The following is a 20,547-nucleotide window of genomic DNA, read 5'->3' as shown; positions in this document are numbered from 1 at the left end:
CAACCTTTCACGCTACAGGAAGAACTTATGGCAACGAGCGATCCGTCGAACGGAGGTAGCGCTGGCGGCGGCAATGTAGAAGAAATCCTGCAGACCGAAACCGGGGGCAGGGCGGCGACCGGTTACGCGGCCGTTATTCTGTTCATCGTTCCCCTTGTGTGGTCGCTGTTCCAGCTCTGGATTGCGTCACCGCTCCCGTTTATTCTGGATTTCGGCATTTTCAATTCGACGGAAGCCCGTTCGATTCACCTGGCGTTCGCCGTTTTCCTGGCCTTCGCGTCTTTTCCGATGATCCGTGGTCGTCATGTTAACGCGGTCCCGATTTACGACTGGATCCTCGCCGTTGTGGCGGCGTTTTGTGCCTCTTATCTATACGTTTTTTATGAAGAGCTTTCGACGCGTCCCGGTGCGCCGATCACCCAGGATCTTTGGGTTGCGCTGATCGGTCTGGTGCTGCTGCTGGAAGCTACCCGGCGTTCACTTGGTCTGCCATTGACCATCGTGGCCGCGGTATTCATAACCTACTCTATTGCCGGCCCCTACATGCCGGATGTGATTGCCCACAAGGGCGTCAGTCTTAGCAAGCTGGCTTCCCATCAATGGCTGGGTACGGAAGGCGTGTTTGGTGTGGCGCTCGGGGTGTCCACCAGTTTTGTCTTTCTGTTTGTTCTGTTCGGCGCACTGCTGGAGAGGGCCGGTGCCGGCAACTATTTCATCAAGGTGGCCTACGCCATGCTTGGTCACATGCGGGGCGGCCCGGCCAAGGCTGCGGTTGTGTCCAGTGGCCTGAGTGGTGTGATCTCTGGTTCCTCCATCGCCAATGTGGTGACTACCGGGACCTTCACCATTCCGTTGATGAAGCGGGTGGGTTTTCCAGCCACCAAGGCTGGCGCCGTCGAAGTGGCTGCTTCAACGAACGGTCAGCTGACGCCGCCCATCATGGGCGCAGCCGCGTTCCTGATGGTTGAGTATGTGGGTATCTCTTACCTTGAGGTCATCAAGCACGCGATCCTGCCGGCGATGATTTCCTACGTCGCCCTCATCTACATCGTGCACCTCGAAGCTTGCAAGCTGAACATGCAGGGCATCGAGCGGTTGAACAAGCCCACCATGGCGCAGCGGATGCTGAACTGGGTGGTGATGCTGCTGGGCCTGATCATACTCACTCTGGTGGTGTACTACGGCATAGGCTGGATGAAGACATTGCTCGGCGAGGCAGCCATCTGGGTGCTGGCGCCGCTGTTGGTAGCCGTCTATGTCGCCCTGGTAGGTTACGCGACGCGTTTCCCTGAGCTGGAAGAGGACGACCCGAACAAGGACATGGGCGAGCTGCCTCCGGTCGGGCCAACCGTGAAAACCGGCCTGTATTTCCTGCTGCCGGTGGTGGTCCTGGTGTGGTGCCTGACTGTTGAGCGCTTTTCACCCCAGCTTTCCGCGTTCTGGGCTACCGTGTTCATGATCTTCATTGTGATCACCCAGCGGCCGCTGAAAGCCTTTTTCCGCAAGCGTGGCGACTTCGCCCGCCTGACCAAAGACGGCTTTTTCGATCTGGCCCATTCGCTGGCCACCGGCGCTCGCAACATGGTCGGTATTGGCGTGGCGACCGCCACCGCAGGGATTGTGGTGGGCACCGTCACCCTGACGGGTATTGGCCTCGTAATGACGGCCTTCGTGGAGTTCCTGTCTGGCGGCAATCTGCTGCTCATGCTCATTTTCACCGCCATTATCAGTCTGATTCTCGGTATGGGGCTGCCAACTACCGCGAACTACATTGTTGTCTCCACTTTGATGGCGCCGGTGATTGTCACCCTTGGTGCCCAGAACGGACTGATCGTACCGCTGATTGCGGTGCACCTGTTCGTGTTCTACTTCGGCATCCTCGCGGATGATACGCCACCGGTGGGTCTTGCCGCCTACGCGGCGGCGGCCATTTCGGGTGCCGACCCGATACGGACCGGTGTGCAGGGTTTTACCTACGATATTCGAACCGCAATCCTGCCGTTCATGTTTATCTTCAACACCCAGTTGTTGCTGATCGGCCTGACGGGGTGGTTTGACCTGCTGGTGACCATCTTCAGTGCGGTCACGGCCATGCTGGTATTCTCGGCCGCTACCCAGGGCTACTGGTTTACCAAGAGCTATAAATGGGAAACAGTGTTGCTGCTGCTCATCACCTTCACCATGTTCCGTCCAGGTTTCTGGTGGGACATGGTTTACCCGCCGACTGAAGACCAGCCGGGTGCACAGGTCATGGAGTATGTCGAAGAGGTTCCGGCGGGCCAGCCGATCATCCTCAAGGCATCTGGCATGAATATCGATGGCGATGAGGTGAGCACCTATGTGCGGCTGCCGATTCCCGCAGGCGAGACACCTGAGCAGAGACTGATGGAGGCAGGCCTGGAGCTGAGCCCTGACGGCGACAAAATGGCGGTGGACTTTGTCGGGTTTGGCAGCCCGGCGGAAGAGGTCGGTATCCAGTTTGGCTGGACCATCGATGCCGTGCAGGTTCAGCTTTCGCGACCGCCGAAGGAGCTGATGTTCATTCCGGCCCTGGCGCTTCTGGGTCTTCTGGCCTATGGCCAGCTCCGGCGACGGGCCCGCGAAGAGGCAGCCGGCCAGGCGGCCTGACAGAGCCCTGGATGCGAGAAACCCGGCATTAACCTGCCGGGTTTTTTTCTGTTAGACTTCGCCTCGAATCGGCCCGCGGTTTGTATCGCGTCGCGCCGTCACCATGTGGTCTCTGGTATAGATCACCGCTGAGTAACCAACAGGAGCTTTTCATGCCCGTCGTAACCCTGCCCGATGGCAGCCATCGCAGTTTTGCCGAACCCGTAACCGTTCATGACGTTGCCGCCGATATTGGCGCTGGCCTTGCCAAAGCCGCCCTTGCCGGAAAGGTGGATGGTCAGCTCGTGGACACCAGCTATCGCATCGAGAATGATGCCGACCTCGCCATTGTCACAGAACGTGACGAGGAGGGCGTTGATATCATTCGCCATTCCACGGCGCACTTGATGGCCATGGCTGTCCAGGAACTGTTTCCAGGAGCCCAGGTTACCATCGGCCCGGTGATCGACAACGGCTTCTACTACGACTTCAAGTACGACCGCCCGTTCACCAATGAGGACCTGGCGCGGATCGAGAAGCGTATGGAAGAGCTCGCCAAGCAGGACCTTCCGGTTTCGCGCTCCATCATGTCCCGTGATGAGGCGATCAAGCTCTTTGAAGATATGGGCGAAGAGTACAAGGTCCGTATCATCCAGGACATTCCGGGCGACGAAGACCTTTCTTTCTACAGTCAGGGCGACTTTATCGACCTGTGCCGCGGTCCCCACGTGCCAAGCACCGGCAAACTGAAAGCCTTCAAACTGACCAAGGTGGCCGGCGCCTACTGGCGGGGCGACACCAGTAATGAGCAGCTTCAGCGCGTTTACGGAACCGCCTGGGGCAACAAGAAAGATCTGAAGGCCTACCTGCACCGTCTGGAAGAAGCAGAGAAGCGAGATCACCGCAAGGTTGGCAAGAAGCTTGGCCTGTTCCATATGCAGGAAGAGGCGCCGGGCATGGTGTTCTGGCATCCCGATGGCTGGTCGCTATACCAGGAAGTCGAACAATACATGCGCCGCAAGCAGCAGGAGCATGGCTACAAGGAAATCAAGACGCCACAGGTGGTGTCGCGAACCCTGTGGGAGAAGTCAGGGCACTGGGACAAGTTCAAGGACGACATGTTCACCACCGAGTCGGAAAAACACGACTACGCCATCAAGCCCATGAACTGTCCGTGCCACGTTCAGGTCTTCAACCAGGGGCTGAAAAGCTACAAGGACCTTCCGCTGAGGCTGGCAGAATTCGGTTCCTGCCATCGGAACGAGGCTTCCGGAGCGTTGCATGGACTCATGCGGGTTCGGGGCTTTACCCAGGACGACGCCCATATCTTCTGTGAAGAAGACGCTATCCAGCAGGAAGTGTCGGCCTTTATCGAAATGCTGCACGAAATCTACACGGACTTCGGGTTCACTGAAATCCTTTACAAGCTCTCAACCCGTCCGGAAAAGCGGGTTGGCTCCGATGAAGTCTGGGACAAGGCGGAAGCCGCCCTGGAAGAGGCGCTGAATCGTGAGGGCGTAGACTGGGAACTGCTGCCGGGCGAAGGGGCCTTTTACGGGCCCAAGATCGAGTTCTCCCTGAAAGACTGTATCGGACGGGTGTGGCAGTGTGGCACCATCCAGGTAGACTTCTCAATGCCGGGTCGTCTGGGAGCGCAGTATGTTGCCGACAATTCGGAGCGGAAAACTCCGGTAATGCTGCACCGCGCGGTGTTGGGTTCCTTCGAGCGTTTCATCGGGATCCTGATCGAGGAATACGAAGGAGCATTCCCGACCTGGCTCGCGCCGACACAGGTGGCAATCCTCAATATTACCGATAATCAGCGTGATTATTGTCAGAATCTGGCGAAAAAGTGGGATTCTTTGGGGTATAGGGTTAATGCTGACTTGAGAAACGAGAAGATCGGCTTTAAAATCCGCGAGCATACTCTTAACAAGGTTCCCTATCTTGTCGTCGTAGGTGACAAGGAAATCGAGAATAACGCGGTTGCCGTACGTACCCGCAAGGGCGAAGATCTGGGAACTTTATCGCTTGAAGCGTTCGAACAGCTGTTGGCTGATGAAATTCAACGCAAAGGCAGAACCAAGACGGAGATCTGATTATTAAACAGCGAACGAATCGGGGTGGGCGTACTCCGAAAGCGCCTATCAATGAGAATATTGACGCAACTGAAGTCCGCCTGATCGATGCCGAAGGCAACCAGGTCGGAATTGTGCCAATTGAGGAAGCTCTAAAGCAGGCCGAAGAGGCTACCCTTGATCTGGTGCAGGTTACGGATTCCGATCCGATCGTCTGTAAGATAATGGACTACGGCAAGAAGATCTTCGAAGAGAAGAAAGCCAAGGCGGCTGCCAAGAAGAAACAGAAGCAGACGCAGGTCAAAGAGCTTAAGTTCCGTCCCGGAACTGAAGAAGGGGATTATCAGGTCAAACTACGCAACCTGATACGTTTCCTTGAAAACGGGGACCGCGGCAAAATCACGATCCGTTTCCGAGGCCGTGAGATGGCACACCAGGAAATTGGTATGCAGCTCATGCAGCGCATCGAATCCGACGTGGAAGAGCTTGCCCAGGTAGAGATGCGGCCGAAAATGGAAGGCCGGCAGATGACCATGGTAGTGGCGCCCCGCAAGAAGAAGTGAACCTGATCGGGTGCTTGTCCCCCGCGCATGCGGGGGATTTGTCGTTCAGGGGCACATCATTGTTTATTTAAAAATAGAATGCGGAGTTTTAAAAAATGCCCAAGATGAAAACCAAAAGCGGAGCCACCAAGCGGTTCAAGAAAACCGCCACCGGCTTCAAGCACAAGCAGTCCTTCACCAGCCACATCCTGACCAAGAAGAGCCCGAAGCGTAAGCGTCAGCTGCGCGGCACCAAGCTCATCGCCAAGTCGGATGTTGCATCTATCAAGCGTATGACCGCGTGCTGATCCAGCCGCGAGAATCATTCCTTAGAAAGTACAGGTAGAAGGATTAAAGTATGGCTCGTGTAAAACGTGGTGTGGTCGCACGCCGTCGTCACAAAAAGATTCTCAATCAGGCCAAAGGTTACTACGGCGCTCGTAGCCGGGTATTCCGTGTAGCCAAGCAGGCGGTTATCAAGGCCGGTCAGTACGCGTACCGTGACCGTCGTAACCGCAAGCGTGCTTTCCGCGCTCTGTGGATTGCCCGTATCAATGCTGGTGCCCGCGCTAACGGTCTGTCTTACAGCCGTCTGATCGCTGGCCTGAAAAAGGCTAACGTTGAAATCGATCGTAAGGTTCTGGCCGATCTGGCCATGAACGAGCAGCAGGCGTTTGCCGCTGTTGTTGAGAAGGCCAAAGCGTCCCTGTGATCGCTTAGCTCTTTCATCGATTGCTGATCGATATGGGCGCCCCATGATTTCATGACGGCGCCTCCTGATAGGGGAAGGGCACGCTCTTCCCCTATTTTTGTTTTTGAAGTTACGTTTTTAAGCACTTCCATTTCTGGTTTGGAGCAGGGTCAATGGAAAACCTGGAGCAACTGGTTCAGGACGGTCTGGCAGCAGTTGATAGCGCCGACAGCCTGCAGGCACTTGATCAAATTCGTGTTGAGTATCTTGGCAAGAAGGGCGTGATTACCCAGCAGGCGAAAACTCTTGGCAAGCTCTCGGCCGAGGAGCGCCCTGCCGCCGGCCAGAAAATCAATGAAGCCAAGGGGCAGGTTGAAGAGGCCATCAACGCCCGGCGAACAGACCTTGAGCGTGCTGCCATCGAGCAGAAGCTCGCCAGCGAATCCATCGATGTGACTTTGCCCGGCCGTGGCCAGGACCTGGGCGGCTTGCACCCGGTTACCCGCACCCTGCAAAGGATTGAGCATTTCTTCGCCCGCGCCGGCTATACCGTCGAGCAGGGGCCCGAGATTGAAGACGATTACCATAACTTCGAAGCGCTCAATATTCCGGGGCATCACCCGGCCCGTGCCATGCACGATACATTCTATTTCAACCCGGGCACCCTGCTGAGAACCCACACCTCGCCGGTACAGATTCGCACCATGGAAGCGGGCAAGCCGCCGTTCCGGATGATATGCCCCGGGCGGGTTTACCGTTGTGATTCGGATATGACGCACACCCCCATGTTTCACCAGGTGGAGGGTTTGCTGGTCGAGAAAAACGTCAGCTTTGCGGATCTTAAAAGTACAGTCGAAGAGTTCCTGCGAGTGTTCTTTGAGCGGGATCTTCAGGTCCGCTTCCGTCCCTCGTATTTCCCCTTTACGGAGCCTTCTGCAGAAGTGGACATCGAGTGGGGGCGGGAAGCCGACGGCAGTATCAAGTGGCTTGAGGTCATGGGTTGCGGAATGGTGCACCCCAAGGTGTTTGAGTATTGCGGAATCGATGCCGAGGAGTACCGTGGCTTCGCATTTGGCCTGGGCGTAGAGCGCCTGGCCATGCTTCGTTACGGCGTCAACGATCTGCGCATGTTTTTCGAGAACGATCTGCGCTTCCTGCGCCAGTTCCGTTAACAGGCAAGATCAGAGCATCAACCAAACAGGCATAACCGCATCAGGACAAGGCAATAACCATGAAATTCAGTGAACAGTGGCTGCGCGAGTGGGTCAATCCGCAAATCGATACCCAGGAATTAATGGACCAGATCACCATGGCCGGTCTGGAGGTGGACGGTTTCGAGCCGGTGGCCGGTCAATTCAACGGCGTAGTCGTTGGAGAGGTCAAATCGGTAGGTCCACATCCTGACGCAGATAAACTGCGGGTTTGCCAGGTCAGTGATGGCGCCTCTGAAGTGCAGGTGGTTTGTGGCGCTCCCAATGTCCGTGAAGGAATGAAGGTGCCTTTTGCAGTGGTTGGTGCGGTCCTGCCCGGTGATTTCAAAATCAAGAGGGCCAAGCTTCGCGGCCAGCCCTCCGAGGGCATGCTCTGTTCCGAGTCGGAGCTGGGGCTGTCCGACAATCACGATGGCCTGATGGAGCTCCCCGCGGACGCACCGGTCGGTCAGGACGTAGCGGACTACCTGAAGCTGAACGACGTCACCATTGACGTGGACCTGACGCCCAACCGAGCCGACTGCCTGTCTATCAAGGGCATCGCCCGGGAAGTGGGTGTTCTGAACAGCATGCTGGTCGACAGCCCCGAAATCGAGCCGGTGGAATCGGTGCACTCTGAAGTGCCTGATATCCGCGTGGAAGCGCCAGCAGGTTGTCCACGGTATCTGGGTCGGATTCTTCGTAACGTGAACCTGCAGGCGGAATCGCCCCTGTGGATGCAGGAAAAGCTCCGCCGTTCCGGGATTCGCTCAATTGACGCTGCCGTGGATGTCACCAATTACGTGATGCTGGAACTTGGCCAGCCCATGCACGCCTTTGATCGTGATGAAATCCAGGGCGGGATCGTTGTCCGGATGGCGCGAATTGGTGAAAAGCTGGTTCTGCTGGATGGCCAGGAAGTCGAACTGACCCAGGGCACTCTGGTAATTGCAGATCACGAAAAACCGATCGCCATTGCCGGTGTCATGGGTGGAGAACATTCCGGTGTCAGTTCCAAAACCCGGGATCTGGTGCTGGAGGCCGCCTATTTCGATCCGATTACGCTGGCAGGCAAGGCCCGTCACTATGGCCTGCACACAGACGCATCGCACCGGTTTGAGCGGGGCGTCGATTACAAGTTGGCGCGGGACGCCATGGAACGCGCAACTCGTTTGCTGATGGATATCGTGGGTGGTGAGCCTGGAGAAATTGTTGAAGTTGCCAGCGATGAGGATATTCCAGGGGATCGGTTTGTCGACTTGCGTGCTCGCCGGCTGAATGACGTTCTGGGTATGGAAATCGACCGTACTACCGTTGAGGAAATTCTTACCCGGCTGGGCCTTCGGGTGGAAAAGCTCCTGAAAGATGGCTGGCGGGTGAGTGTGCCCAGCTTCCGCCCGGATATCTCCATTGAGGAAGATCTGATTGAAGAAGTGGGGCGGATCTATGGCTATAACAATCTGCCCGTAACCGAGCCAACTGGCTCGCTCGGTCTGCGTCCCGAGCAGGAAGCTGTTCGACCGGTATCTGCTATCCGCAACTTCTTTGTGGATCATGGGTATCAGGAGGCGGTGACCTACAGCTTTGTCGATCCGAAAGTTCAGCAGCTGGTGGATCCTGATCGTCAGGGCATTGCGCTGGCCAATCCGATTTCCTCGGATCTGTCGGTGATGCGAACCACCCTATGGAGTGGTCTGCTGAAAACCGTCGCCCACAACCAGAACCGTCAGCAGCCGCGGATCCGGCTGTTCGAAACCGGTCTGCGCTTTCTGCGGGAGGGCGAGCGGATTGATCAGCAGCCGATGCTGGCCGGTGTCGTGGTTGGTAGCCAGTATCCTGAAAACTGGGCAAACGGTCGCAGAACAGCGGATTTCTTTGATGTAAAAGGGGATCTGGAGAGTCTGTTCAGGTTGCTCGGTATAGAGATTCAGTTTATCGGCAGCAAACACCCTGCGTTGCATCCGGGACAGACCGCCGAACTGATGCGCGACGGCGAGCACGTGGGCTGGCTGGGTACTCTGCATCCACAAGTTCAGAAAAATCTTGAACTTAATGGCACGATCCTGATGTTTGAGCTATTCTTGAATTCAATCGTTACCGGATATGTGCCTAATTTCAAAGAAATTTCAAAATTCCCGGAAGTTCGTCGGGATTTGGCTATTATTATCGGGAGCGAGGTAGCGTTCGCCGATGTAGAGCGTGTGGCCAGAAAGCATGCCGGTGAGCAGCTGACAGCGTTGCGTGCGTTTGATGTCTATGAGGGCGAGAGCCTGGGTGAAGGTAACCGGAGCCTGGCCCTGAGCCTGTTCTGGCAGCATCCCGAACGTACATTGAACGAGGATGAAGTGCATTCGCTCTTCAACGGTGTGATCGACGCATTGAAAGAAGAGCTGGGGGCAACACTGAGGAGTTGAGAAATGGCGGCTTTGACGAAAGCGGAAATGGCAGAGCGGTTGTACGAGGAATTGGGCCTGAACAAGCGCGAAGCCAAGGAAATGGTAGAAGCTTTTTTCGATGAGATCAGAGGCGCTCTCAGCCATAACGAACAGGTGAAGCTGTCGGGTTTCGGTAACTTCGACCTTCGGGACAAGAAGCAGCGGCCGGGACGGAACCCGAAAACCGGTGAAGAGATTCCCATCAGTGCACGGCGTGTAGTTACGTTTCGCCCGGGACAAAAACTAAAGCAAAAAGTAGAAGCGTATGCTGGAACCCAGTCATAACAACGAACTTCCCACGATTCCGGGGAAGCGCTATTTCACCATCGGTGAGGTGGCGGAGCTGTGCGCGGTAAAAGCGCACGTACTTCGCTATTGGGAACAGGAGTTTCCCCAGCTGTCGCCGGTAAAGCGCCGGGGCAACCGCCGGTATTATCAGCGGGCGGATGTTATTACCATTCGCCAGATTCGGAGCCTGCTCTACGACCAGGGCTACACCATCGGTGGCGCCAAGCAGAAACTCAGTAGCCACGAGGTAAAGGACGACACGTCCCAGTACAAGCAACTGATCCGGCAAATGATTACCGAGCTGGAGGAAGTACTCGAGGTGCTGAACGCGCCCGTCAAATAGAGTTCACCAGGCTCTGAAGAAAAACCGGGACAGCATGGCTGCCCCGGTTTTTTTATGCCCGCATGGTTACTGCTTCTTGCAGGTTTTGATGCCCAGCAACGAATAGGCAGGGCAGTTGCCCACCAAAGCGGTTGCCAAGGGCACAATGCCAATCCAGCCCCAGGGTGTTTGCGGGCCCACAAACACGAGAGCCAGCAGTACAATGCCGACGATGGCGCGAATGATACGGTCCGCAGATCCCATATTGATGCTCATGATCCTTTCTCCTTGCTTGATATGCGATGACAGAACGGACTTTAGCGCCTGCTCGCTGGCGGTTCAGTGATAAAGTCACACAAGGCCGGCCGCTGAGCTGAGCTAATCTGATGATCTATGGAAAAGTCGATGGTGCGACACAGCATTCTTGAAACCTTGTCCGGGCCTCTTCGCAAAGAAGTCCTTGGCAGCCTGCAGTCTCTTCACTTTGAGCATGGAAGGATTCTGTTCCGGGCTGGGGATCCCTGTCAGGGACTTCCTCTGGTACTGAATGGAACCGTGAAGGTCCAGATGACCGGCCTGTCCGGTCACAGCATCGTGCTTTATCGGATGGGGGCTGATGACATTTGCACACTGTCTATCGGTTGTCTGATGACAGGCGATGGCTTTCGTGCAGAGGCAGTGGTTGAAGAGGATGCCGAAGTGTTTATGGTGCCCAGGGGGCTGTTTGACCGGCTGATGGACCAGTCTGCTGATTTCAGGCTTGGCATTATGGAATCCTACGGACGCCGTTTGAATGACCTGATGTTACTGGTGGAAGAGGTCGCGTTCAGGCGTATGGATGAGCGTCTGTTTCAGTGGCTTGAGGCCAGGGTCGGACAGGGAATCATGACTATCACCCATCAGGAACTTGCAGTGGAGTTGGGAACCGCCAGGGAAGTGGTTAGCCGACTGCTGAAAGAGTTTGAACGCAAGGGCATGCTGCGGCTTGCCCGAGGAAAGATCGAGTTCACCAGTTCGTTTCCCGGTAAGCCCTGAAGCAAAAAGCCCGGACCTTTCGGCCCGGGCTTTTTATTGGAATCTGGTCGGGACGGTAGGATTTGAACCTACGACCCCTTGCACCCCATGCAAGTGCGCTACCAAGCTGCGCTACGCCCCGATTCGCTCTTTGCCAACTGGAAAAACTTGAGAGTATTCTCAGTGGCTTAGCGGGAGCGAAGTCTACACGAGCCCATGGAAAAAATAAACATCCGATGGCGATTTTGATGCCCGTTTTTTAGCGCAGCTTGGTTTCCCGGAGTTTCAGGATAAATTCGGGTGGTTCAAAAGTGTCTGGCCGGGCAAATTCCCAGTATTTGTCGAACACCGTCAGCCCGGTTTTTCCCTCCAGCAAGGTGCCCGGTTCCAGAAATGGGAACAGGTCCATGTAAGAGTGCACCTCTGTTTTGGATACCCGCCGAACGATGTGCTCCGGGCCGAGTTCGGAAGGGTGCCTGAGCCCCGAGGCTTCCAGCAGGTTCTGCAGCGCGTCGAGCGTATTCTTGTGGTAGTTGTATACCCTCTGGCTCTTGTGCTCTACGTCGAGCTTGTTACCGCGGCGGGGATCCTGGGTGGCTACGCCGCTCGGGCAGCGCCCGGTGTGGCAATTGAGCGCCTGTATGCAGCCCAGCGCAAACATATAGCCCCTGGCCGCGTTGCACCAGTCAGCCCCCAGCGCCAGGGTTCGCGCAATGTTGAAGGCCGAGGTGATCTTGCCGGCGGCGCCAATGGCAATGTCCTCCCGAAGATTGGTACCCACCAGAGTGTTGTGAACCAGCAGGAGCGCTTCGGTCATTGGCATTCCCAACCGATTAATAAACTCGAGGGGAGCCGCACCGGTGCCGCCTTCTCCGCCGTCGACCACGATAAAATCCGGTTTTCGCCCGGTCTCCAGCATGGCTTTAACGATGGCAAACCATTCCCATGGGTGGCCGATAGCGAGCTTGAAGCCAACGGGCTTGCCTCCGGACAGCTCCCGCAGCCGGTCAATGAATTCCAGCATTTCTGTTGGTGTTGAGAACGCCGAATGGCTGGCAGGGGAGACGCAGTCCTCGCCAACAGAAACGCCTCGTGCTTCGGCGATCTCCGGCGTTACCTTGGCGCCGGGCAGAATTCCGCCATGACCGGGCTTTGCGCCCTGAGATAGTTTGAGCTCTATCATTTTGACCTGATCAAATGAGGCATTCTCGTGAAACATGTCTTCGTTGAACGAACCATCTTTGTGACGGCAGCCGAAGTATCCCGAACCGATCTCCCAGACCAGGTCACCGCCGGGCTGTTTGTGGTAGCGGGAAATGGAGCCCTCTCCGGTATCGTGATAGAAGCCTCCCATCCTGGCGCCGGCATTGAGACTGAGGATGGCGTTGGCTGACAGCGAGCCAAAGCTCATGGCAGAGATGTTGAACACGCTTGCGTTGTAGGGCTTGTCGCAGGTTTTTCCGATCAGGATACGGAAATCGCTACTACTGAGGCGGGTGGGTGCAAGGGAATGATTCATCCACTCGAAACCCTCATCGTACATCCCGAGCTGTGAGCCGAAAGGGCGCTTGTCCAGAACATTCTTCGCGCGCTGATAGACGATGGTGCGTTGTTCCCGTGAAAAGGGACGCTCTTCCGTGTCTGACTGGATGAAATACTGCCGGATTTCAGGGCCCACGGATTCAAGCAGATAACGAAAGTTTGCCATGATCGGATAGTTCCGGCTGACCGTGTGTTTTCGTTGCATCAGGTCGTAGGTACCCAGGGCCGCGAACGCGCCAAATATTACCGGAAATACATAACCTTCCTCCAAGACCAGGGCAAGCCCGAGCGAGACAAAAAATCCGGCAATGCTGAGTGCATAGGCGGTATAGCGAAGCGGAAAGGTCTTTGTTTTTTCCATGGGATCCTCTGATTGGCTCGGAAAAGCCGGCTCGAACAGAGCGGCAGCTGATGAAGAGTTTAGTCGTACGATGCGGGATCCTGTCGCGATTGGTCCCGAATCTGGCTGGTCCGTTTTCGATCATGGTCTATGATTAATATCAAGGCGGCAAAATAATCGTGGTTTTGATGTTTTGAGCTCAAAACATTATGATAACGCGCTTGTAATGTCTGAATACCGATTCTGAATAAACGATTTACCAACTCAGGAGGCTCCATAACGTGGGCGAGGTAGTTAAAGACGAATATTCCACGGATTACGTGGCTGGCCAGGACAATATCACTCCGTTCGGGCTAGATCTCCATGCACCGGTATTTCCGATTACGGCGATACTGGTTGTTGCGTTTGTGATAGGCACCCTGATGTTCCCCGGGCCAGCGAAAGAGCTGCTCGACGGGGCAAAATGGGACATTATTGCGACGTTTGACTGGTTTTTCCTGATCAGTGCCAACATCTTCGTGGTGGTGTGCCTGGCTCTGATCTTCCTGCCGATGGGTAAAATCCGCATCGGGGGGCAGGACTGCAAACCTGAATTCTCAACGCTTTCCTGGTTCTGCATGCTTTTCGCCGCCGGTATGGGCATTGGTCTTATGTTCTGGGCCGTGGCCGAGCCGGTGGCTTACTACACGGGATGGTACAAGACGCCGTTCAATGTAGAGGCAAACACAGATGACGCCCGTAATCTTGCGATGGGCGCGACCATGTACCATTGGGGTCTGCATCCCTGGGGCATCTATGCAGTCGTTGCTCTTTCCCTGGCGTTTTTCGCCTTTAACAAAAACATGCCTTTGACCATTCGCTCGGCCTTTTTCCCGCTGCTGAAAGACAAGGTGTGGGGCTGGCCTGGACACATTATCGATGTGCTGGCTGTTGTCGCGACGATCTTTGGTCTGGCAACGTCACTCGGTTTCGGTGCCCAGCAGGCGGCTTCCGGTCTGAACTACCTGTTCGGTACGGGTGCAGACACGAATATCCAGATGGCGATCATTGTCGGCGTCACAGCCCTCGCATTGATCTCGGTGCTCAGGGGGCTCGACGGTGGCGTAAAGATCCTGAGTAACATCAACATGGCCGTTGCGGGCATTCTGCTGTTGTTCGTGGTATTTGCCGGTCCGACGATGACGGTTCTGGAAACTCTCTGGGTGACTTCCTCCAATTACGTGGGCAACGCATTGCAACTGAGCAATCCGTTTGGCCGCGAGGACGAAGCCTGGTTCCAGGGCTGGACTGTATTCTACTGGGCCTGGTGGATTTCCTGGTCACCGTTCGTAGGTATGTTCATTGCGCGCGTGTCCAAGGGCCGTACCGTTCGTGAATTTGTCACTGCCGTGTTGATCGTCCCGACTGTTATCACTGTTGTATGGATGAGCGCCTTTGGTGGTGCCGCCATTGAACAGATTCAGCAGGGCATTGGTGAACTGGCTGAGAACGGCCTGACCGAGGTTTCGCTGGCTACGTTCCAGATGTTCGCGAACCTCCCGCTGACTGGAATCCTGTCATTTGTCGGTATCGTTCTGGTTCTGGTGTTCTTCGTAACATCTTCGGACTCTGGCTCGCTGGTCATCGACAGTATTACGGCTGGTGGCAAGACTGATGCACCGACCGCCCAGCGTGTGTTCTGGGTAGTTGCCGAGGGTGCGATTGCTGCAGCTCTGATCTTTGGCGGCGGTGAAGATGCACTGGGCGCGATCCAGGCAACCGCTATCAGTGCGGGGCTGCCATTTACGGTGGTTCTCCTGATCATGGCCTGGGGGCTTCTGAAGGGCCTCAGTCACGAGCGGCAACTTTTGATCGCCCGGGGCGAACTGTCCTGAGGGGGCGTGGAAATAAAAAAACCGGGGCTTTGGCCCCGGTTTTTTTATGTTTGCTATTAACTCAGTTACTGGCAAACGTTTCCATGGCGAAACGTGAGCGCTCCAGAGGCGTGAAGTGTGGCCGTTTGAGCGCTTCAATCGCGCGGAGTCGGGGAAGCAGTCCGCGGCCATTTGCCATCTGGATTGCCAGTCCGGGCCGGGCGTTCAATTCCAGTAGCAGTGGCCCCTCGTTCGCATCTACCACCAGATCAACCCCCATGTAGCCCAGCCCGGTTGCTTCGTAGCAGCGGGAGGCCATTTCCAGCATCTCATCCCAGGCTTCTATCTGGATATTCTCCAGTGCAAGACCGGTGTCCGGATGGAGGGTTATGGGGCGGTTGAACTGAACCGCATTCAGTCCCTGGCCAGAGCCGATATCCAGGCCAACCCCAACGGCGCCCTGATGCAGGTTTGCCTTACCGTCAGACGCGGTTGTGGCCAGCCTCAGCATCGCCATTACCGGGTAACCCTGGAAAACGATAATCCGGATATCGGGCACACCCTGATGAGAATACTTCGCCAATGACGGGGCGGACTCCACCAGGTTTTCGACGATAGCCACGTCCGGAGTACCCGCGAGCGAGTAGAGCCCGGCCAGAATGTTGGTCAAATGACGCTCCAGGAACCGAGAATCTACCCGCGAGCCGGATGCCTTGATGTACTCGTCGCCATCCCGACCGGTTATGACGGTAATTCCCTTGCCGCCAGACCCTTTCGCCGGTTTGATGGCAAATCCGGCCAGATCCTCCGCCATTTCCCGGAAGTGTGATATCTCATGCTGTTGGTGGACAACCTGAAGCAGTTTCGGGGTTTTTACGCCGTATTCGGCAACCACCAGTTTTGTTTTCAGTTTGTTGTCTACCAACGGATAGGATGACCGCTCATTGTACCGGGCAATGTAATCCACATTGCGCCGGTTCATGTTCAGCATCCCCAGCCTCTTGAGCGATCTCGGCGATATCCAGTCCATGTCAGTCGTACGCCTTCATTGGCGTAAAGCGCCTTAGCTCGCTGAGCTTGTAGCCGGTGTACTGACCCATCAACAGGATCAGACCGAGAATAACAAGGTGCAGCTCCGGGAAGTTGAAGGTGAGGTGGCCGGCCAAGGGTGCGCTCATCAGCAAATAGGCGCAGATGGCCACAAACAGACTGCCTGCGCCCTGAACCATGACCTCATGCGCCCCTTCTTCTTCCCAGAGGATGGACATCCGCTCGATGGTCCAGGCGATGATCACCATCGGGAAGAAGGTGACCGTCATGCCGGTATTGAATCCCATCTGATAGCCGATGATGCTCAGGCCTGCGGTAATAAAGATAACCAGGATGATCAGGGCGGATATGCGGGATACCAGCAGCAGGTTAAGGCTGGACAGGTAGCCGCGCATCAGCAAGCCAATAGATACCACCGACAGGAACGCGATCAAGCCCGGCACCAGAGTTGTCTGCACGAAGGCCACTGCGATCAACACGGGCATGAAGGTGCCAGAGGTGCGAATGCCGATAACAATCCGCATGAAAGCGACCATCAGTGCCCCCAGTGGCAGCAACAGCAGCATTCGGAACATGCTTTGCTCTTCAATGGGCAGCTCGTAAAAGCTCAGGAAGCCGAGACCATTGGCTGCGGATTCCATGGTTGCAAGTTGAAGGGCAGGAACCGTTTGCCTGAGCATCGAGAAGCTTACTTCCGAGTTCTCGCCACCTACCACATCAAGCAATGAGGCTGCCCCCTGGCGCCAAAGCAGGAGGTCTTCAGGCACGCCCTGTTCGGCAGTCTTGGGGTTGAAGGTGAGCCAACGCTTGCCGTTGTAGATTTGCAGGTAGGGCATCAGCTGTTGCCGCCGCCGGGCATCTTCGAGTCTCAGTCCGTCCGCTGTTCTGGCGGCAATACCACTGTGGTTGAGCATGTCGACCAGAAGATCCAGGTAATTCTCTTCTGAAACCAGCAGGGTTGTGTTCTGTGTCCGGCTGTCTGGCTGCATCAGCCGGATAAGCTCGCGGGTCATGCTTTCCGGTGTGCTCGAGCGGGCTTCTGCCTGGCTAAGAATTTCCTGTACCGCTGTTGCCTCGGGCTCTTCCCAGAAGGTCCTCGGTGTTTTCGGTTCGCGCGCCGGGATTTCGGGCCTAGCATCTGGATCCGGAATAAACTGGGCTTTGAAATACAGGGTCTGTGGCCCCGAGACTTCACGTTTGCTCCACTCCGCACGGCGGCTGCCGGCGCTATCGATGATGGAAAAGCCGTAGCCGGGCGAAGCGGCTTGCTCGGTCAGGATGCGGAAGCCCGGTGGTTGCTCGGGAATATTGAGACTGGCAAGGACCGAGCCGTCCACTGCGTCAAAATCGATGCGGGCCTCAACCATCCACACTGGGCGTTGCTCACCTGTCAGCCAGGGGATGCCAAGCTCAACGTGTCTCCAGACGGCGAGGGAAATACCTGCAGAAATGAGCAGGAAAACAGCGATATAAAAAGGCAGGCGCGAGCGGGTGGTCACGATTCGTTCCCGTTGCTGTTGCGGATGGATTCAGGCAGCTCGGTTGCATATTCCTTGCCGACATCGATCAGCATGACGTCACGCAGAATATTGCGGCCGATCAGAACCTCGTAGGTGAGGTTGGTTCTGTCGGCAAGTGTAAACTCCGCAACCTGTTGGTGATCGCCAATAAAAAACTGAAGCTCGACGACGACCCGACGCTCCGCTTCATCGGCGCTGGCCTGGATTACGCGAACCCGGCGAGAGATCTCTTTTTCCAGGGTTACAAACTTGTCTGCACCGGGAACAGGCACATCAAAGCGCACCCAATTGTTGCCGTCCCGCTCGAACCGGGTGATGTTGCGTGCGTCTATCGAAGAAGTTTCGGCACCGCTGTCAATGCGAGCCTTGTAGATCAGGCCGGGGCCCGCAAGGTAGAAGTTTTCAACCTCGCCGACAATCACCTTGCCCTTCAGGCGGTCTGCACGCCCTTTCGAACTATCTGTTGCGGGGCATTGTGTCTGGGCCCGCACTGGCGGACATTCAGGTTTTTCCACCTGGGTGGCAATTGCGTCGAGTATGGTCTGAGTCGAAGAGCGGGTTTGGGCAATGGCTTGCTCGTGCCTGACCGCTGAGTTTTCTTCCATGGTAACGAGAGTTGCCCGCTGACTCTTGATGGATCCCTGGAGTTCATTCATATCCGTTTTGGGAACCATGAAATAGCGGTCTGCCGAGCATCCCGTCAGCAGAAGAATGCCTGCAAGTGTGGTGACGGAAAGCTTAGGCAGTCCAGCCCGATACCATTTGAAACCCATTAAGAACCCCTGAGCTGGCAGTCTGTCACGCTCGATACCGAGCTATTGTGACGGTCTATGCGTGTGAAACCGGATAAATAGGAAGGGAAGTATACAACATCCAATCTGTGTGGTTGATTTACAGATGGTTAAGGGGCAGTAGTGTTTACCGTGACAGGAAATTCCCCTCTCCGAGAACAGTCTCAGCGCGCAGGTATTCCTGGATTACCGGGGAGCAGTTAAGGTAGAAAAGCAATAGTTCGCGCTGCACATCCTGATCCTGGATTCTGGCTGCGAAGCTGATCAGCTCCCGGATTTCCTGGTCACTCTCAGACTTGCTGGAGGGCATGCCGAAACTCTTGCCATACCGCGCCTTCAGCAGGTTGGTAAGACGCTCGAGATGAAACTCGCCCGTGTGGGTAATGTGCGGAAGGATTCTGAAGCCGTCCTTGTTGCCGTTCGGACGGGTGCCGAATAAGCCTGCCTGGCTGTCCTGGCCGGAGCAGTCATTGTGCAGAAACTCCGCCTCCAGTTTTCGCCACAGTTCTTTCAGCATGATCTGTTATCCGTTTCTGATCTGGTTCGGGCCCGCCGTGCGGTTAAAAAAGGTTATAACCACTTGGCGAGTGAACATTTTACCCTTTTAGACGATATTACGTTGGCCGTCCAGAGGCAGATGCCCGAGCTTTAAAATAATGCCAAACAGTCGTGGTCCTTAGTGCCTCGCCATTCTGATTGACGGCGTGCCGGGCAAAAGGTTCCCTTCGTGGGGTAGACTGTTGTGGGGCCGGGAAACACCGGTTCCTCAATCAAACACAGAACCGTAACAGGAGTAGTACCAGGTGTCTGAAGCCCTCACGGAACTGATCTTGTCCCGGCCCGATCTGATGGCGGGATTGATGGTTGTGTTAATCCTTTTGATCGTTCTGAAAGGGCTCTGGGGCAGGAATGGTCGACTTGGGCAGGACGTTGAACAGTGGCGACAGCATGCAACCGCCCTCGAAAATCGGGTGGCCGGTCTGGAGTCGGATCTGGAAAATGGCAAGCAGCGCGTGGCACAGCTGGAGAGCGAGCGTCAGAGCCTGCAGGCGAAGTCGGACGAGCTTTCCCGCGAGCTGGGCGAGGCCCGCGTCGCGCTCCGCGAGAAGGAAGTGACCATTGAGAAGGAGCGCCGATCCGCCCATGAAAAACTGGAGTTGCTTGAGCGTAACCGTGATGCCTTGAAGACGGAGTTCGAGAATCTGGCCAACAAGATTTTTGAGCAGAAGAGCGAGCGTTTCAGCCAGCAGACCCGCACCAGCCTTGATACTCTGCTGAATCCTTTCAGGGACCAGTTGCAGGACTTCCGCAAGCGGGTTGAAGACGTGTACACCACCGAAACCCGTGATCGTCAGGCCCTCCGTAGTGAGATCAAGTCACTGCAGGAACTGAATCGCCAGATAACCGAGGAAGCATCCAATCTGACCCGCGCCCTCAAAGGCGACAAGAAGATTCAGGGTAACTGGGGTGAGTTGATCCTTGAACGGGTACTGGAGAAATCCGGTCTGCGCAAGGGCGTGGAGTATGATACCCAGGGAAGCTATCGCGACGGCGACAATCAGCTCTACCGGCCGGACGTCATTGTTCATCTGCCGGATAGCCGCAACCTGATCATTGATTCCAAGGTCTCACTGGTGGCCTACCAGCAGTGGGTGACGGAGGAAGAGGATTCCGGGGTCAAGGAGGAGGCGCTCAAGCAACACGTCGAGGCCGTGAGGAATCACATTCGTACCCTTAGCGAAAAAGACTACAGCCAGCTCCACGGCCTCCATTCCCCGGACTTTGTGTTGCTGTTCATGCCGATAGAGCCCGCTTTTGTGGCAGCATTTCAGCAGGACGAGAACCTTTTCGCAGAAGCCTTTGAGCGAAAGATTATTGTGGTAACGCCAACCACGCTGCTGGCAACACTGCGAACCATTGAGAATATCTGGCGGTACGAACGCCAGAGCCAGAATGCCCGGCAAATCGCTGAGCGGGCTGGCGCTGTTTATGACAAACTCAGGGTGTTTGTTGAGGCGATGGAGCGCCTGGGCACACAGTTGCATACTGCCCAGGGAACCTATGATTCGGCCATGAACACCCTGACCCGTGGGCGCGGCAACCTGATCTCCCAGGCGAACCGCTTTGTAGAACTGGGTGTTCGGGTGAAAAAGGAATTGCCGAAGGGGATAATGGACCAGGCCGAAGTAGACGAGGGTGAAGAGTTCCGTCATTCCGGGGACAACGACCTGCCTGATTCAGAGAAGCAGGCGATTGGTGCAGATAACGAGCAGGAGTAGATGCC

The 20,547-nt window shown here is 55.9% G+C and carries 18 protein-coding genes and 1 tRNA gene; 12 read left to right on the top strand and 7 right to left on the bottom strand.

Annotated elements, in window-relative coordinates:
• The first annotated feature begins 27 nt into the window (after positions 1-27).
• The 9 genes from ABNF92_RS04225 (at position 28) to ABNF92_RS04185 (ending at position 10,174) form a co-directional block, all read left to right on the top strand.
• Complete coding sequence (locus tag ABNF92_RS04225; RefSeq protein ID WP_209398297.1) at positions 28-2,628, top strand: TRAP transporter permease; 2,601 nt, start codon at positions 28-30, stop codon at positions 2,626-2,628.
• A 152-nt stretch (positions 2,629-2,780) separates the two neighbouring features.
• Entirely contained in the window at positions 2,781-4,706 is a 1,926-nt protein-coding gene (thrS, locus tag ABNF92_RS04220) for a threonine--tRNA ligase (protein WP_069183850.1), read from the top strand.
• The gene (gene infC, locus ABNF92_RS04215) at positions 4,703-5,248 is read left to right on the top strand and encodes a translation initiation factor IF-3 (protein WP_083231826.1); all 546 of its coding nucleotides are present in this window, start codon (positions 4,703-4,705) and stop codon (positions 5,246-5,248) included. The genes thrS and infC overlap by 4 nt, the downstream gene beginning before the upstream one ends.
• A gap of 95 nt (positions 5,249-5,343) precedes the next feature.
• Positions 5,344-5,535, top strand: a complete 192-nt coding sequence (gene rpmI / locus ABNF92_RS04210) for a 50S ribosomal protein L35 (protein ID WP_007151842.1) — start codon at positions 5,344-5,346, stop codon at positions 5,533-5,535.
• Between the two features lie 50 nt (positions 5,536-5,585).
• On the top strand, positions 5,586-5,939 hold the full coding sequence (gene rplT / locus ABNF92_RS04205; protein WP_008170485.1) for a 50S ribosomal protein L20: 354 nt from the start codon (positions 5,586-5,588) through the stop codon (positions 5,937-5,939).
• A 152-nt stretch (positions 5,940-6,091) separates the two neighbouring features.
• On the top strand, positions 6,092-7,090 hold the full coding sequence (gene pheS, locus ABNF92_RS04200; protein WP_069183848.1) for a phenylalanine--tRNA ligase subunit alpha: 999 nt from the start codon (positions 6,092-6,094) through the stop codon (positions 7,088-7,090).
• A 59-nt stretch (positions 7,091-7,149) separates the two neighbouring features.
• Positions 7,150-9,522 carry a phenylalanine--tRNA ligase subunit beta gene (gene pheT / locus ABNF92_RS04195; protein ID WP_349343535.1) on the top strand — a complete coding sequence of 791 codons (2,373 nt, stop codon included), beginning with the start codon at positions 7,150-7,152 and terminating at the stop codon, positions 9,520-9,522.
• Between the two features lie 3 nt (positions 9,523-9,525).
• Positions 9,526-9,828: an integration host factor subunit alpha gene (gene ihfA / locus ABNF92_RS04190; RefSeq protein ID WP_007151838.1), complete on the top strand. Its 303-nt coding sequence runs from the start codon at positions 9,526-9,528 to the stop codon at positions 9,826-9,828.
• Entirely contained in the window at positions 9,809-10,174 is a 366-nt protein-coding gene (locus tag ABNF92_RS04185; RefSeq protein ID WP_008170477.1) for a MerR family transcriptional regulator, read from the top strand. Before ihfA ends, ABNF92_RS04185 begins: the two co-directional genes overlap by 20 nt.
• A gap of 66 nt (positions 10,175-10,240) precedes the next feature.
• Here the strand turns inward: ABNF92_RS04185 and ABNF92_RS04180 are convergent, their stop codons facing one another.
• The gene (locus tag ABNF92_RS04180; RefSeq protein WP_349343534.1) at positions 10,241-10,429 is read right to left on the bottom strand and encodes a DUF2892 domain-containing protein; all 189 of its coding nucleotides are present in this window, start codon (positions 10,427-10,429) and stop codon (positions 10,241-10,243) included.
• 129 nt (positions 10,430-10,558) lie between these two features.
• On the opposite strand from ABNF92_RS04180, the gene ABNF92_RS04175 reads away from it, so the two are divergent.
• Entirely contained in the window at positions 10,559-11,188 is a 630-nt protein-coding gene (locus ABNF92_RS04175; protein WP_349343533.1) for a Crp/Fnr family transcriptional regulator, read from the top strand.
• Positions 11,189-11,232: 44 nt separating this feature from the next.
• On the opposite strand, the gene ABNF92_RS04170 is transcribed toward ABNF92_RS04175, so the two are convergent.
• Both ABNF92_RS04170 and ABNF92_RS04165 read right to left on the bottom strand, forming a co-directional pair.
• A tRNA-Pro gene (locus ABNF92_RS04170) sits at positions 11,233-11,309 on the bottom strand.
• 117 nt (positions 11,310-11,426) lie between these two features.
• On the bottom strand, positions 11,427-13,070 hold the full coding sequence (locus tag ABNF92_RS04165) for an FMN-binding glutamate synthase family protein (RefSeq protein WP_349343532.1): 1,644 nt from the start codon (positions 13,068-13,070) through the stop codon (positions 11,427-11,429).
• Positions 13,071-13,330: 260 nt separating this feature from the next.
• Between ABNF92_RS04165 and ABNF92_RS04160 the strand changes: the two genes are divergently transcribed.
• Complete coding sequence (locus ABNF92_RS04160; protein ID WP_349343531.1) at positions 13,331-14,923, top strand: BCCT family transporter; 1,593 nt, start codon at positions 13,331-13,333, stop codon at positions 14,921-14,923.
• A 61-nt stretch (positions 14,924-14,984) separates the two neighbouring features.
• On the opposite strand, the gene ABNF92_RS04155 is transcribed toward ABNF92_RS04160, so the two are convergent.
• From ABNF92_RS04155 to ABNF92_RS04140, 4 genes are all read right to left on the bottom strand, one after another.
• The gene (locus ABNF92_RS04155; RefSeq protein WP_349343530.1) at positions 14,985-15,932 is read right to left on the bottom strand and encodes an alpha-L-glutamate ligase-like protein; all 948 of its coding nucleotides are present in this window, start codon (positions 15,930-15,932) and stop codon (positions 14,985-14,987) included.
• Position 15,933: 1 nt separating this feature from the next.
• Positions 15,934-17,451 (bottom strand): inactive transglutaminase family protein, encoded by a 1,518-nt coding sequence (locus ABNF92_RS04150; RefSeq protein ID WP_349343529.1) that lies wholly within the window; start codon positions 17,449-17,451, stop codon positions 15,934-15,936.
• The gene (locus tag ABNF92_RS04145) at positions 17,448-18,245 is read right to left on the bottom strand and encodes a RimK/LysX family protein (protein ID WP_222466434.1); all 798 of its coding nucleotides are present in this window, start codon (positions 18,243-18,245) and stop codon (positions 17,448-17,450) included. Before ABNF92_RS04145 ends, ABNF92_RS04150 begins: the two co-directional genes overlap by 4 nt.
• Positions 18,246-18,390: 145 nt before the next feature.
• The gene (locus ABNF92_RS04140) at positions 18,391-18,780 is read right to left on the bottom strand and encodes a hypothetical protein (protein WP_153634469.1); all 390 of its coding nucleotides are present in this window, start codon (positions 18,778-18,780) and stop codon (positions 18,391-18,393) included.
• Positions 18,781-19,066: 286 nt separating this feature from the next.
• On the opposite strand from ABNF92_RS04140, the gene rmuC reads away from it, so the two are divergent.
• Positions 19,067-20,542, top strand: coding sequence for a DNA recombination protein RmuC (rmuC, locus tag ABNF92_RS04135; protein ID WP_349343528.1), 1,476 nt, complete (start codon positions 19,067-19,069; stop codon positions 20,540-20,542).
• The last annotated feature ends 5 nt before the right edge of the window (positions 20,543-20,547 follow it).

The organism is Marinobacter sp. MMG032 (assembly GCF_040112695.1).
Lineage (GTDB): Bacteria > Pseudomonadota > Gammaproteobacteria > Pseudomonadales > Oleiphilaceae > Marinobacter > Marinobacter salsuginis.
Note: the sequence above shows the minus strand (reverse complement) of the source record. Positions and strands in the feature narration are given on the sequence as shown.

Excerpts from the sequence above, each read along its gene's own strand:
- ihfA (WP_007151838.1), top strand. The coding sequence starts at position 9,526 with ATGGCGGCTTTGACGAAAGCGGAAATGGCAGAGCGGTTGTACGAGGAA.
- ABNF92_RS04175 (WP_349343533.1), top strand. The coding sequence starts at position 10,559 with ATGGTGCGACACAGCATTCTTGAAACCTTGTCCGGGCCTCTTCGCAAA.
- ABNF92_RS04155 (WP_349343530.1), bottom strand. The coding sequence starts at position 15,932 with ATGGACTGGATATCGCCGAGATCGCTCAAGAGGCTGGGGATGCTGAAC.
- ABNF92_RS04165 (WP_349343532.1), bottom strand. The coding sequence starts at position 13,070 with ATGGAAAAAACAAAGACCTTTCCGCTTCGCTATACCGCCTATGCACTC.
- ABNF92_RS04185 (WP_008170477.1), top strand. The coding sequence starts at position 9,809 with ATGCTGGAACCCAGTCATAACAACGAACTTCCCACGATTCCGGGGAAG.
- ABNF92_RS04140 (WP_153634469.1), bottom strand. The coding sequence starts at position 18,780 with ATGCTGAAAGAACTGTGGCGAAAACTGGAGGCGGAGTTTCTGCACAAT.
- pheS (WP_069183848.1), top strand. The coding sequence starts at position 6,092 with ATGGAAAACCTGGAGCAACTGGTTCAGGACGGTCTGGCAGCAGTTGAT.
- ABNF92_RS04225 (WP_209398297.1), top strand. The coding sequence starts at position 28 with ATGGCAACGAGCGATCCGTCGAACGGAGGTAGCGCTGGCGGCGGCAAT.
- rpmI (WP_007151842.1), top strand. The coding sequence starts at position 5,344 with ATGCCCAAGATGAAAACCAAAAGCGGAGCCACCAAGCGGTTCAAGAAA.
- ABNF92_RS04145 (WP_222466434.1), bottom strand. The coding sequence starts at position 18,245 with ATGGGTTTCAAATGGTATCGGGCTGGACTGCCTAAGCTTTCCGTCACC.
- ABNF92_RS04180 (WP_349343534.1), bottom strand. The coding sequence starts at position 10,429 with ATGAGCATCAATATGGGATCTGCGGACCGTATCATTCGCGCCATCGTC.
- pheT (WP_349343535.1), top strand. The coding sequence starts at position 7,150 with ATGAAATTCAGTGAACAGTGGCTGCGCGAGTGGGTCAATCCGCAAATC.
- rplT (WP_008170485.1), top strand. The coding sequence starts at position 5,586 with ATGGCTCGTGTAAAACGTGGTGTGGTCGCACGCCGTCGTCACAAAAAG.
- thrS (WP_069183850.1), top strand. The coding sequence starts at position 2,781 with ATGCCCGTCGTAACCCTGCCCGATGGCAGCCATCGCAGTTTTGCCGAA.